The sequence below is a fragment of the Citrobacter sp. Cpo040 genome (assembly GCF_030332915.1).
In the GTDB taxonomy this organism is placed as follows: Bacteria; Pseudomonadota; Gammaproteobacteria; order Enterobacterales; family Enterobacteriaceae; genus Citrobacter; species Citrobacter portucalensis.
In genome coordinates, this window is sequence record NZ_JAOWGX010000037.1 from 118,770 (window position 1) to 131,742 (window position 12,973).

The following is a 12,973-nucleotide window of genomic DNA, read 5'->3' on the forward strand; positions in this document are numbered from 1 at the left end:
GCAGAGGCAAAGATGATGAGCGATCGTATTTTCGCAGGTATCTGGCTGTTGCTCTGCATAGCCGGGCTGTTCGTAGCCTGGCAAATCAGCAGCGAATACAGCTATGAGCCGGTTGGCCCGCGTCCCTTCCCGCTTGGCATTATCAGTCTGATGCTGGTCTGCGCCGTGGCGCTGCTGTTGCGCCATCCGGACACCATCAGTTGGCCCCGTCGCCACGTGCTGCAAAAGCTGCTGACGATGGTGATTGTTCTGTTGATGTACGCCTGGGGTTTTGAGTGGCTCGGTTTTCCCATCGCCACCGCCATTCTCACCGTGGTGATTGGCATGCTGTTCGGCGCAACCATCCCGGCTGCAGGAATTTCCGGCGCGGTGCTAGGCATTCTGCTGTGGTATGCCTTTGACAGACTGCTTGACGTCACCTTACCACTCGGCGCCTGGCTGGGTTAACGGAGAAACGATGGATACCTGGATTTATCTTTCTCAGGGTTTCGCGGTGGCAATGACGCCGGAAAACCTGGTCATCGCCTTGATAGGCTGTTTTGTCGGCACCATTGTGGGTTTGTTGCCTGGCCTTGGGCCGATCAACGGCGTGGCGATTCTGCTGCCGTTGGCCTTTGCGCTGCATCTGCCCGCAGAATCCGCGCTGATCCTGCTGGCTACGGTCTACATTGGCTGTGAATATGGCGGGCGCATCTCCTCCATCCTGCTGAACGTGCCCGGCGATGCGGCAGCAATTATGACCGCGCTGGATGGCTACCCGATGGCGCAGCAAGGGCGCGGTGGCGTGGCGCTCTCTATCTCGGCGGTCAGCTCTTTCTTTGGTTCGCTTATCGCCATCGGCGGCATCATTCTGTTTGCCCCAGCGCTAGCCCAATGGTCGCTGGCCTTCGGTCCGGCGGAATACTTTGCCTTAATGGTTTTCGCCATTGCCTGTCTCGGCAGCATGATGGCGCAAAATCCGCTGAAATCATTTCTGGCAGCGCTTATCGGTCTCGGACTTGCGACCGTCGGCGTAGACGCCAACACCGGGGTTTATCGCTTTACTTTTGACAGTGTCCATCTCTCCGACGGTGTGCAGTTTATCGTGGTGGTAATTGGGCTGTTCTCTGTCTCTGAAATATTGTTAATGCTGGAACATACCAGCAGTGGCCAGACGCTGGTGCGTAAAACGGGCCGCATGTTGTTCAACGCCAAAGAAGGCGCACAGTGCGTAGGGGCCACCCTGCGTTCATCAGTGATCGGCTTTTTCGTCGGCGTTCTGCCTGGCGCTGGCGCCACCATTGCCAGTGCCATCACCTACATGACCGAGAAAAAGCTCAGCGGCAACAGCGACAGCTTTGGCAAGGGGGATATTCGTGGCGTAGCGGCGCCAGAAGCAGCCAATAACGCCTCGGCTTGTGGCTCTTTTATTCCGATGCTGACGCTCGGCGTGCCGGGCTCCGGTACTACGGCGGTGATGATGGGCGCGCTGACGCTGTACAACATCACCCCGGGTCCAGCCATGTTTACCGAGCAGCCGGATATCGTTTGGGGGCTGATTGCGGCGCTGCTGATTGCTAACGTAATGCTGCTGGTGATGAACATTCCGCTGATCGGTCTGTTTACCCGCATGCTGACTATCCCGCTGTGGTTTTTGGTACCGGCTATCGCGGCAGTCTCTGCGGTTGGCGTGTACGCCGTTCACAGCACCACCTTCGATTTGGTATTGATGGTCGCCCTCGGCGTGCTGGGCTACATCCTGCGTAAAATGCACTTCCCAATGTCGCCATTGATTCTGGGCTTCGTTCTCGGGGAAATGCTGGAGCAGAACCTGCGCCGGGCGCTGTCTATCAGTAACGGCAGTATGGATATTCTGTGGGCCAGCGGCGTGGCGAAAGTGCTGCTGGTGATGGCGGTACTGGTTATCGTGGTCCCGCCGGTGCTGCGCATGATCCGTAAACGCAACAGCAAACCGCAGGTGGATATCAGTTAATAATATGCCGGATGGCGGCGCTATTGCGCCCTATCCGGCCTACAATTTGGCTCGGTTGTAGGCCGGATAAGTGCAACGCCATCCGGCATTTTTATTTTCCGCGCAGCCCCTGCGTTCCTTCCAGCACATGTTCAACAAACCGTGTCAGCTTAGGCAACGGACGCAAATCCTGTCGCCACAGCAAATGAATTGGCCGCGGCTGCGGCGTAAACCCTTCCAGGATCCGAATCAATTTCCCCGTAGCCAGTTCTTGCGCCAGCAGCACCTCAGGTTGCAATAACAGCCCAGCCCCCGCTACCGCTGCCATACGCAGGCCATGACCATCGTTACAGCGCAGGATCGCATCGCGCTTCCATCTGACCTCCCCCGTCACGCCAGGCAGTATCCACTCGTTGCGAGCCGTCCACACGGTATGGGACAGGCACAGATGATCCACCAGATCCGCGGGCGTCCGGGGGGTGCCATGACGGGCAAGATAATCTGGAGAAGCACAAATTGCCATACGGTAGGGACACAGGTATTTCGCCACCACGTCAGTCTGATGGATATCGCCAATGCGGATCGCCAGATCGACACCTTCATTCACCAGATCAACCATCCGGTTGGTGAGATCCAGTTCAATGCGCACCTCTGGCCAGGTCTGTAAAAACGCAGCGGCCAGCGGCGAGATCACGCAAGCGCCAAAAGAAGTAGGCGCGCTAATGCGCAGCGTCCCCGCAGGTGCCAGCCGCAGACGCTCTACCGAACGTTCGGCTATCGATACCTGCTCCAGCACGCGACGGGCTTCTTCAAAATAGACGCGTCCGGCATCGGTCAGACTCTGGCGGCGCGTATTGCGCTCCAGCAAACGCGTGCCGAGCTGCGCTTCCAGTTGGGTGATATATTTTCCCACCATCACCGCAGACATTTCGAGCCTCGTCGCCGCAGAAGTAAAGCTCCCACTCTCCACCACGGCGACAAACGTTTCCATGCCGCGCAGTTTATCCATATTACAAACCCCTGGTTAGTAATCATCTAACTTTTAGCCAGTTTATCTGATTTAATTTTCATTAAAGAATAGCGGCTCACACTATTGCTGAGGTGGTTATGAAAATCGTCATTATTGGTGCCAGTGGTACAGTGGGTCGCGCAGTTACGCAAGCATTGAGCCGTAAACATGAGGTGGTCCGCGTGGGTCGCACTCAGGGTGATTACCAGGTCGATATCACCTCGCAGGAGAGTGTCAAGGCCTTGTTTGAAAAAGTCGGTCGGGTAGATGCGATCGTTTCCGCCACCGGTAATCTGTTCTTTGGGCCGCTGTCGACAATGACCGACCAGGATTTTAATCAGGGGCTTCAGGATAAACTATTAGGCCAGATACGCCTGGCATTAACCGGGCAGCATTTCCTGAATGATGGCGGATCGATAACGTTAATTAGCGGCATTATCGCCCACGAGCCCATCGCCCAGGGGACAAACGCCGCAACGATCAATGCCGGGCTGGAAGGGTTTGTTCGCGCCGCGGCCTGTGAACTAGGCCATGGTCAACGCATTAACCTGATAAGTCCGACCGTGCTGAGTGAGTCCGCCGAAGCTTACGACAGTTTCTTCCCGGGCTTTGAAAGCGTACCCGCCACCACCGTCGCCAACGCCTACCGCCGCAGTGTGGAAGGCATCCAAACCGGGCGTATTTATAAAGTCGGTTACTGACTTTGCCGCTGCCGTTGACACATCACCAACGGCAGCGTGATTAACCCACTGTTTTAAAATACTTTATCTTTTCTCTCGCATTAACCCACACCCTTCATAATGTTAAATATTTGTTGTTTTTGATCACAAATAATAAACAAACAAGCTCATTCTGTGCGCGTTTTTCAAAAATGTAGATATTTTTAATTTATGGCTACGAAACGAGCTGCGCCATATCTCCCTGACAATCTACTGAGAGGAACGATTTGATGAACGCACTGACTGCCGTAAAACCGAACGCTGAAGATCCAGCCCAGCACTACAGCGGTTTCACGCTGAAACCGTCAGCCCAATCCCCACGCCTGCTGGAGCTGACTTTTTCTGCTGAGACCACTGAGCAATTTCTGCAGGCCGTCGCGCAGTGGCCGGTTCAGGCGCTGGAATACAAATCCTTCTTGCGCTTCAAAGTGGGCAAGATCCTCGACGACCTGTGCGGCAATCAGTTACAGCCCCTGCTGCTGAAAACTCTGCTCGATCGTGCCGAAGGCGCACTGCTGATCAATGCCGTTGGCGTAGACGACGTGGCGCAGGCGGAAGAGATGGTCAAGCTGGCAACGGCGGTAGCGCACCTCATCGGACGCTCTAATTTTGATGCGATGAGCGGTCAATATTACGCACGTTTTGTGGTGAAAAACGTCGATAACTCAGACAGCTATCTGCGCCAGCCTCACCGAGTAATGGAATTGCACAACGACGGAACCTACCTCGAAGAAATCACCGATTACGTGCTGATGATGAAGATCGACGAGCAGAACATGACCGGCGGTAACTCGCTGCTGCTGCACCTCGACGACTGGGAGCATCTGGAGCAGTACTTTACCCATCCTCTGGCACGTCGCGCCATGCGCTTTGCCGCACCGCCAAGCAAAAACGTCAGTCAGGAAGTGTTCCATCCGGTATTTGACGTTGACCAGCAGGGCCGCCCGGTAATGCGCTACATCGACCAGTTCGTCCAGCCAAAAGACTATGAAGAAGGCGTCTGGCTGAGCGACCTGTCCGATGCGCTGGAAACCAGCAAGAACATTATTTCCGTTCCGGTTTCAGTAGGTAAATTCCTGCTGATCAACAACCTGTTCTGGCTGCACGGGCGCGATCGTTTCACTTCGCATCCGGACTTGCGCCGCGAACTGATGCGCCAGCGTGGTTATTTTGCGTACGCGACCAACCACTACCAGACCCATCAGTAAGCGCGAAGGAAAAGCGGATGTATGATTTTGTGATTATTGGCGGCGGCATTATCGGCATGTCGACCGCCATGCAACTGATTGATGTCTATCCGGACGCCAAAATCGCGCTACTGGAAAAAGAGTCCGGCCCGGCCTGCCACCAGACGGGCCACAACAGCGGCGTCATTCATGCCGGGGTCTATTACACCCCCGGCAGCCTGAAGGCACAATTTTGCCTGGCCGGAAATCGCGCCACAAAAGCCTTTTGCGACCAAAACGGCATCCGCTACGACGTCTGCGGAAAAATGCTGGTTGCCACCTCCGCTCTGGAAATGGAGCGCATGCGCGCGCTTTGGGATCGCACCGCCGCTAACGGTCTGGAGCGCGAATGGCTGAATGCGCAGGAACTTCGCGAGCGTGAACCTAATATCACCGGACTGGGCGGCATTTTTGTCCCGTCGAGCGGGATTGTCAGCTACCGCGAAGTCACCGCCGCGATGGCGAAGATTTTCCAGGCTAAAGGCGGTGAGATTATTTACAACGCCGAGGTCAGCGCGCTGAAAGAACATGCCGCGGGCGTAATTGTCCGTACCCGTCAGGGCCAGGAATATGAAGGCGCGACGCTGATTAGCTGTTCTGGCCTGATGGCGGACCGACTGGTAAAAATGCTCGACGTTGAACCTGGCTTTATCATCTGTCCGTTCCGGGGCGAATATTTCCGCCTGGCGCCAGAACATAATCAGATAGTTAACCATTTGATCTACCCCATCCCCGACCCGGCGATGCCGTTTCTCGGCGTTCATCTGACCCGGATGATTGACGGCAGCGTCACCGTCGGCCCCAACGCGGTACTGGCATTTAAACGTGAAGGCTATCGTAAACGTGACTTCTCGCTCAGCGATACGCTGGAGATCCTCGGCTCTTCTGGTATTCGCCGCGTGCTACAAAACAACCTGCGCTCAGGGCTTGGCGAAATGAAGAATTCGCTGTGCAAAAGCGGTTATCTGCGGCTGGTACAAAAGTACTGCCCGAGCCTGACGCTTAAGGATCTGCAACCGTGGCCTGCGGGCGTACGGGCACAGGCGGTGTCACCTGATGGCAAGCTTATCGACGATTTTCTGTTTGTCACCACGCCGCGCTCAATTCACACCTGTAACGCCCCTTCTCCGGCAGCAACGTCGGCAATCCCTATCGGCGCACATATTGTCAGCAAAGTTCATGCGCTGCTGGAGAACCAGAGTAACCCCGGACGCACGCTGCGTGCGGCACGTAGCGTGGAGACATTACACGCCGCATTTACCCGTTAAACCGATTAAGACAGGAAGCAATCATGCAACTTAACGATCCAACCTTATTTCGCCAGCAGGCACTGATCGACGGCAACTGGCGTGACGCCAACAGCGGCGAGACCATCGCGGTGACCAATCCCGCCAACGGTCAGCAATTGGGTAGCGTACCTAAAATGGGGGCAGATGAAACCCGCGAAGCGATTAACGCCGCTAACCGCGCCCTGCCGGCCTGGCGTGCGCTGACCGCCAAAGAGCGAGCCAATATCCTGCGCCGCTGGTTCAACCTGATGATTGAGCATCAGGACGATCTCGCCCGCTTGATGACCCTGGAACAGGGTAAACCGCTGGCGGAGGCCAAAGGCGAAATCACCTATGCAGCCTCATTTATTGAGTGGTTTGCCGAAGAGGGCAAACGCATCTATGGCGATACGATCCCTGGCCATCAGGCTGATAAACGCCTGATCGTCATTAAGCAGCCGATCGGCGTTACCGCCGCGATTACGCCGTGGAACTTCCCCTCAGCGATGATCACCCGTAAAGCCGGTCCGGCGCTGGCAGCAGGCTGTACGATGGTGCTTAAACCCGCCAGTCAAACCCCCTACTCCGCACTGGCGCTGGCAGAACTGGCTAATCGCGCCGGGATCCCGGCTGGCGTTTTCAGCGTGGTGACTGGTTCTGCGAGCGCGGTCGGCAACGAGCTAACAGGCAACCCGCTGGTACGCAAGCTGTCATTTACCGGCTCGACCGAAATCGGTCGTCAGTTAATGCAGCAGTGCGCCAAAGACATCAAAAAAGTATCGCTGGAGCTGGGCGGCAATGCGCCGTTTATCGTCTTTGACGATGCCGATCTTGATAAAGCCGTGGAAGGCGCGCTGGCATCGAAGTTCCGTAACGCTGGTCAAACCTGCGTCTGCGCCAACCGCCTGTACGTGCAGGACGGCGTGTATGAGCGCTTTGCTGAAAAACTCCAGCAGGCGGTGAGCAAGCTGCATCTCGGCGATGGTCTGCAACCTGACGTCACCACCGGACCGCTGATCGACGAGAAAGCGGTTGCCAAAGTGCAGGAACACATCGCCGACGCTCTGGATAAAGGCGCACGCATTATCGCGGGCGGTAAACCTCATGCGCTCGGCGGTAACTTCTTCCAGCCCACCATTCTGGTAGATGTGCCTGATAACGCGAAGGTCGCCAAAGAGGAAACCTTCGGCCCGCTGGCTCCGCTGTTTCGTTTTAAAGACGAAACTGACGTCATCGCTCAGGCCAACGACACCGAGTTTGGTCTGGCCGCCTATTTCTACGCCCGTGATTTAAGCCGCGTCTTCCGCGTTGGCGAAGCGCTGGAGTACGGCATCGTCGGGATTAACACCGGCATTATCTCCAACGAAGTCGCCCCGTTTGGGGGGATAAAAGCCTCCGGTCTTGGCCGTGAAGGATCGAAATACGGCATCGAAGACTACTTAGAAATCAAATATATGTGCATCGGCCTTTAATAAAACAAATACTGGAGAACACCTGATGAGCACCAACAAAGAACTTATGCAACGTCGCAGCAACGCCGTTCCCCGTGGCGTAGGACAGATCCACCCTATTTTTGCCGAGCGGGCAGAAAACTGTCGGGTCTGGGACGTTGAAGGCCGGGAATTCCTCGACTTTGCTGGCGGTATTGCGGTGCTGAACACCGGTCACCTGCATCCGCAGATCGTCTCTGCGGTAGAAGCGCAGTTGAAAAAGCTGTCCCATACCTGTTTCCAGGTGCTGGCCTATGAGCCGTACCTGGAGCTGTGTGAAATCATGAATAAGAAAGTGCCGGGTGATTTCGCCAAGAAAACCCTGCTGGTGACCACCGGTTCTGAAGCGGTAGAAAACGCGGTGAAAATCGCCCGCGCCGCCACCAAGCGTACGGGGACTATCGCCTTTAGCGGCGCTTACCACGGTCGTACCCACTACACCCTGTCACTGACCGGGAAAGTCAATCCGTACTCCGCCGGAATGGGGCTGATGCCGGGTCACGTGTATCGCGCGCTTTATCCTTGCCCTCTGCACGGCATCAGTGAAGATGATGCTATCGCCAGCATTCACCGCATTTTCAAAAACGATGCCGCGCCAGAAGACGTCGCCGCCATCGTGATTGAACCCGTTCAGGGCGAAGGTGGCTTTTACGCAGCCTCTCCTTCCTTTATGCAACGGCTGCGCGCCATTTGTGACGAACACGGGATCATGCTGATTGCCGATGAAGTACAGAGCGGTGCGGGCCGTACCGGTACGCTGTTTGCCATGGAGCAGATGGGCGTTGCGCCCGATCTCACCACCTTCGCCAAATCCATCGCCGGAGGCTTCCCGCTGGCGGGCGTGACCGGACGCGCCGAAGTCATGGACGCAATCCCACCGGGCGGTCTGGGCGGTACCTATGCCGGTAACCCAATTGCCTGCGCCGCCGCGCTGGCGGTACTGAACATTTTTGAACAGGAAAATCTGCTGCAAAAAGCCAACGAGCTGGGACAAACCCTGCGCGAAGGCCTGCTGGCTATCGCGGAAACCCATCGCGAGATTGGCGACGTACGCGGGCTGGGCGCGATGATTGCTATCGAACTGTTCGAAAACGGCGACCACACGAAACCAGACGCCAAACTGACTGCGGAAGTGGTGGCGCGTGCACGCGAGAAAGGACTGATCCTGCTCTCCTGCGGACCTTACTACAACGTGCTGCGCATTCTTGTCCCGCTGACTATTGAAGATGCGCAAATCCGCCAGGGGCTGGACATTATCGCCCAGTGTTTTGCCGAGGCAAAGCAGGGTTAAACCCCCGAATAAAAACGGGAAATTGTAGGCCGGATAAAGCGCAAGCGCTGCCATCCGGCAATGTTGTGATGCCCGGTGGCGCTACGCTTACCGGGCCTACGGGTAAGGTGCAGGAAGCGACGTCAATAACAATAACGAGGTTTAAAGATGGGGCAAGTGTCACAATCACATGATTTAGGGGGCGGGCTGAAATCACGCCACGTCACCATGCTGTCTATTGCCGGGGTAATCGGCGCAAGTCTGTTCGTCGGTTCAAGTGTGGCGATTGCAGAAGCCGGTCCCGCAGTATTATTAGCCTATCTGTTCGCCGGATTGCTGGTGGTGATGATTATGCGCATGCTGGCCGAAATGGCCGTTGCCACCCCGGATACCGGTTCTTTTTCCACTTACGCCGATAAGGCCATTGGCCCGTGGGCAGGTTATACCATCGGCTGGCTGTACTGGTGGTTCTGGGTGTTAGTTATCCCTCTGGAAGCGAATATCGCCGCCATCATTCTGCACTCCTGGGTACCAGGTATTCCTATCTGGCTGTTTTCTCTGGTTATCACGCTGGCGTTAACCGGCAGTAATTTGCTGAGCGTCAAAAATTACGGTGAGTTCGAGTTCTGGCTGGCGCTGTGCAAAGTGGTTGCCATTCTGGCGTTTATTACCCTCGGTGCGGCGGCGATTAGCGGTTTCTACCCTTATGCCGAGGTTAGCGGAGTTTCACGCCTGTGGGATCAGGGCGGCTTTATGCCCAACGGTTTTGGCGCCGTGATCAGCGCGATGTTAATCACCATGTTCTCCTTTATGGGCGCAGAGATAGTTACCATCGCCGCCGCCGAATCCGATACCCCGGATAAACATATCGTTCGCGCCACCAACTCGGTTATCTGGCGTATCTCTATCTTCTATCTGTGCTCTATTTTTGTGGTGGTGGCGCTGATCCCGTGGAACATGCAGGGCCTGAAAGAAGTCGGTTCTTATCGCTCGGTGCTGGAGCTACTGCATATCCCGCACGCGAAATTGATCATGGACTGCGTCATTTTACTGTCAGTGACCAGCTGTCTTAACTCCGCACTGTATACGTCATCGCGTATGCTCTACTCCCTGAGCCGCCGTGGCGATGCGCCCGCCTTTATGGGTAAAACGAACCGCAGCAAAACGCCTTATGTGGCGGTGTTACTGTCGACAGGTGCTGCGTTCCTCACCGTCATCGTCAACTATTACGCCCCGGCCAAGGTGTTTAAATTCCTGATCGACAGCTCCGGTGCCATCGCGCTGCTGGTGTATCTGGTCATTGCCGTTTCTCAACTGCGGATGCGCAAAATCCTGCTGGCGCGAGGCGGTGAAATTAAACTGAAAATGTGGCTCTATCCGTGGCTTACCTGGCTGGTCATCGCGTTTATTATCTTTGTGTTGGTGGTCATGCTGTTTCGCCCGGCCCAACAGCTGGAAGTTATCTCTACCGGGTTGTTAGCCATAGGAATTATTTGCACCGTGCCCATTATGTCACGCTGGAAAAAACTGCTATCGTGGCAAAAAGCACCATTGCAAAATACGCATTAAACCTGTTCCCGGCGCAGGCCGGGAAATCCTTTCAGGAGTATGACCATGACCGCCATTCCCCAACCGACGGCCATTGATGGATACCGCTGGCTGAAGAACGACATCATCCGCGGTGTGTATCAGCCTGATGAAAAACTGCGTATGAGTCTGCTAACCTCACGCTATGAGCTAGGCGTGGGACCGCTGCGCGAAGCGCTTTCGCAGTTAGTTGCCGAGCGGTTAGTGACGGTGGTTAATCAGAAAGGGTATCGTGTCGCCCCGATGTCAGAGCAGGAGTTGCTCGATATTTTCGATGCCCGCGCCAATATGGAAGCCATGCTGGTCGCGCTGGCCATTGAACGCGGCGACGACGCCTGGGAAGCTGAAATTCTGGCGCGCGCGCATATGCTCAGTAAGCTTGAAGCCATTGATGCCAGCGAACAGATGCTCGACGAGTGGGATCAGCGCCATCAGGCGTTTCACTCGGCGATTGTCGCCGGCTGTGGTTCACAATATCTGCTGCAAATGCGTGAACGGCTGTTTTCTCTGGCGGCGCGCTACCGGTTTATCTGGCTGCGTAAAACGGTACTGTCGGTTGAAATGCTGGAAGACAAACACGATCAGCACAAGACGCTGACCGAAGTGATTCTGGCACGTGATGCCGCGCGCGCCAGCGAATTAATGCGCCAGCACTTGCTGACGCCGATTCCGATTATTCAACAGGCTATGAGCGGTAAATTGCTGACGCAATAAGCCTGAATAATATTACTGTTCCGGAATACGTAAAACCTGTCCAGGATAGATTTTATCCGGGCTTTTCAGCATTGGTTTATTCGCTTCAAATATCTGGTTATACAGGTTGGCATTACCGTAAACCTGTTTGGCAATAGCGCTCAGGGTATCCCCTGATTTCACGGTATAAAACTGGCTTTCGCTCGCGGGTGCAGAAGTTTTAACCTGATCATCTACGCTGGCGATACCAGAGATATTACCAATCGCGATCAGAATTTTTTCTTTCGCTTCCTGACTTAATCCATCACCAGAAACAGTGGCTTTGCCTTCATTAATTTGCACGTCCACTTTATCCGCATCAGGGATGCCGGTTTTGTTCAGGTGTTCCTGCACTCTTTTTGCCAGATCGGCTGTGTCATGGTTTCCAGTGACCGCATCCCACAGTTTTTCACCTGCATCTTTTACGAAATTGAAGAGTCCCATATCCACCTCGGTAATTAACAATCAACACCCAAAAGTGTAGCAGAGGAGAAAGGGACACAAAGAAAACGGCGCCGAAGCGCCGTAGTAGAAAGGAATTAATTACGCGTCTGTATCCAGAAGGCATGGATCAAACCAGGAATGTAGCCCAGCAGCGTCAGAACGATATTGAGGATAAATGCCCAGCCGAATCCCTTCCCCAGCAGCACGCCAAGCGGGGGCAGAATAATAGTAAAAACGATTCTCCAGAAACCCATACACACTCCCTACAAGCAAAAATTAATCATTGTTTAAAAAGAGATTTTATCTCTAAGATTAATCAGTGTAGCTAACTCCTCCCGTCTCGCCCTGCTGTTTTACCCTCCTTTACGCTCTTTACGCTGGCGTACGTTGGCCGTTTATTTTAGAATATACTTAATTTAGACAACACTTAAATACATATGACTGAACTTGAACAACTCCAGGCCAGCGCTGAACAGGCTGCCGCCCTGCTAAAAGCGATGAGTAACCCGAAACGGTTGCTGATTTTGTGCATGCTCTGTGGTTCACCCGGTACCAGCGCGGGTGAGTTAGCCCGTGTTACCGGCCTTAGTCCTTCCGCCACTTCCCAGCATCTGGCGCGTATGCGTGAAGAAGGTCTGATAGAAAGCCAGCGCGATGCCCAGCGCATCCTCTACTCCATTAAAAATGCGGCCGTGAATTCGCTGATCGCCACATTAAAAACACTGTATTGCCCATAAGGAGCCATCATGACTATTGGGACGATTTCCCCACACGAGGCGCAGACACTGGTCGCGCAGGGTGCAAAACTGATTGATATCCGCGATGCTGACGAGTATCTGCACGAGCATATTCCTGAGGCACATCTGGCGCCATTACCCGCGCTTGAGCAGGGATCGCTGCCTGCGAATTTACGCGCCGAGCAGGTGATTTTTCACTGCCAGTCAGGCAAACGTACACAAAATGCAGCAACAAAACTAAGCGCCATCGCCGCACCCGCGCAGGTCTGGTTGCTGGAAGGTGGAATTGACGGCTGGAAAGCCGCAGGGTTGCCGGTGGCGAAAGACAGTTCACAACCGTTACCGCTGATGCGTCAGGTGCAGATAGCCGCAGGCAGCCTTGCCCTACTCGGCGTTATTCTGGGCTATAGCGTTAGCAGCGCCTTCTTCCTGCTGAGCGGTTTTGTGGGCGCCGGGCTGATACTCGCTGGCGTAACCGGCTTTTGCGGTATGGCGCGATTACTGGACATCATGCCCTGGAACCGACGTACTCATTAAGCG

14 protein-coding genes are annotated in these 12,973 nt (G+C 54.9%); 11 read left to right on the plus strand and 3 right to left on the minus strand.

The genetic code is table 11. The features are described 5' to 3' along the window. Window positions 1-12 precede the first annotated feature (12 nt). Both OGX86_RS19100 and OGX86_RS19105 read left to right on the plus strand, forming a co-directional pair. Window positions 13-447 carry a tripartite tricarboxylate transporter TctB family protein gene (locus OGX86_RS19100; protein WP_008321484.1) on the plus strand — a complete coding sequence of 145 codons (435 nt, stop codon included), beginning with the start codon at window positions 13-15 and terminating at the stop codon, window positions 445-447. A 10-nt stretch (window positions 448-457) separates the two neighbouring features. After that, window positions 458-1,972 (plus strand): tripartite tricarboxylate transporter permease, encoded by a 1,515-nt coding sequence (locus OGX86_RS19105; RefSeq protein WP_003846009.1) that lies wholly within the window; start codon window positions 458-460, stop codon window positions 1,970-1,972. Window positions 1,973-2,063: 91 nt separating this feature from the next. Here OGX86_RS19105 and OGX86_RS19110 read toward each other — a convergent pair whose 3' ends face one another. Beyond that, window positions 2,064-2,960 (minus strand): LysR substrate-binding domain-containing protein, encoded by an 897-nt coding sequence (locus OGX86_RS19110; protein WP_032944682.1) that lies wholly within the window; start codon window positions 2,958-2,960, stop codon window positions 2,064-2,066. Between the two features lie 98 nt (window positions 2,961-3,058). Between OGX86_RS19110 and OGX86_RS19115 the strand changes: the two genes are divergently transcribed. The 7 genes from OGX86_RS19115 (at window position 3,059) to csiR (ending at window position 11,234) form a co-directional block, all read left to right on the plus strand. After that, a complete protein-coding gene (locus tag OGX86_RS19115; RefSeq protein WP_048215708.1) occupies window positions 3,059-3,661 on the plus strand; it encodes a short chain dehydrogenase in 603 nt (200 codons plus the stop codon). Between the two features lie 248 nt (window positions 3,662-3,909). Beyond that, on the plus strand, window positions 3,910-4,887 hold the full coding sequence (gene glaH / locus OGX86_RS19120; protein ID WP_048215707.1) for a glutarate dioxygenase GlaH: 978 nt from the start codon (window positions 3,910-3,912) through the stop codon (window positions 4,885-4,887). A gap of 17 nt (window positions 4,888-4,904) precedes the next feature. Then, a complete protein-coding gene (gene lhgD / locus OGX86_RS19125; RefSeq protein WP_286640414.1) occupies window positions 4,905-6,173 on the plus strand; it encodes an L-2-hydroxyglutarate dehydrogenase in 1,269 nt (422 codons plus the stop codon). 23 nt (window positions 6,174-6,196) lie between these two features. Further along, a complete protein-coding gene (gabD, locus tag OGX86_RS19130) occupies window positions 6,197-7,645 on the plus strand; it encodes an NADP-dependent succinate-semialdehyde dehydrogenase (protein ID WP_128316611.1) in 1,449 nt (482 codons plus the stop codon). Between the two features lie 25 nt (window positions 7,646-7,670). Further along, window positions 7,671-8,954, plus strand: coding sequence for a 4-aminobutyrate--2-oxoglutarate transaminase (gabT, locus tag OGX86_RS19135; RefSeq protein WP_008785600.1), 1,284 nt, complete (start codon window positions 7,671-7,673; stop codon window positions 8,952-8,954). A 147-nt stretch (window positions 8,955-9,101) separates the two neighbouring features. Next, window positions 9,102-10,502 carry a GABA permease gene (gene gabP / locus OGX86_RS19140; protein WP_136392270.1) on the plus strand — a complete coding sequence of 467 codons (1,401 nt, stop codon included), beginning with the start codon at window positions 9,102-9,104 and terminating at the stop codon, window positions 10,500-10,502. Between the two features lie 45 nt (window positions 10,503-10,547). Next, window positions 10,548-11,234: a DNA-binding transcriptional regulator CsiR gene (csiR, locus tag OGX86_RS19145; protein WP_048225222.1), complete on the plus strand. Its 687-nt coding sequence runs from the start codon at window positions 10,548-10,550 to the stop codon at window positions 11,232-11,234. A gap of 12 nt (window positions 11,235-11,246) precedes the next feature. On the opposite strand, the gene lysM is transcribed toward csiR, so the two are convergent. Both lysM and OGX86_RS19155 read right to left on the minus strand, forming a co-directional pair. Then, window positions 11,247-11,696: a peptidoglycan-binding protein LysM gene (gene lysM / locus OGX86_RS19150; RefSeq protein WP_048215704.1), complete on the minus strand. Its 450-nt coding sequence runs from the start codon at window positions 11,694-11,696 to the stop codon at window positions 11,247-11,249. A gap of 95 nt (window positions 11,697-11,791) precedes the next feature. After that, window positions 11,792-11,950 carry a YqaE/Pmp3 family membrane protein gene (locus tag OGX86_RS19155; protein ID WP_003037242.1) on the minus strand — a complete coding sequence of 53 codons (159 nt, stop codon included), beginning with the start codon at window positions 11,948-11,950 and terminating at the stop codon, window positions 11,792-11,794. 183 nt (window positions 11,951-12,133) lie between these two features. Between OGX86_RS19155 and OGX86_RS19160 the strand changes: the two genes are divergently transcribed. Then, window positions 12,134-12,433: an ArsR/SmtB family transcription factor gene (locus tag OGX86_RS19160; protein WP_003037247.1), complete on the plus strand. Its 300-nt coding sequence runs from the start codon at window positions 12,134-12,136 to the stop codon at window positions 12,431-12,433. A 9-nt stretch (window positions 12,434-12,442) separates the two neighbouring features. Next, complete coding sequence (locus OGX86_RS19165) at window positions 12,443-12,970, plus strand: rhodanese family protein (protein ID WP_048225225.1); 528 nt, start codon at window positions 12,443-12,445, stop codon at window positions 12,968-12,970. The last annotated feature ends 3 nt before the right edge of the window (window positions 12,971-12,973 follow it).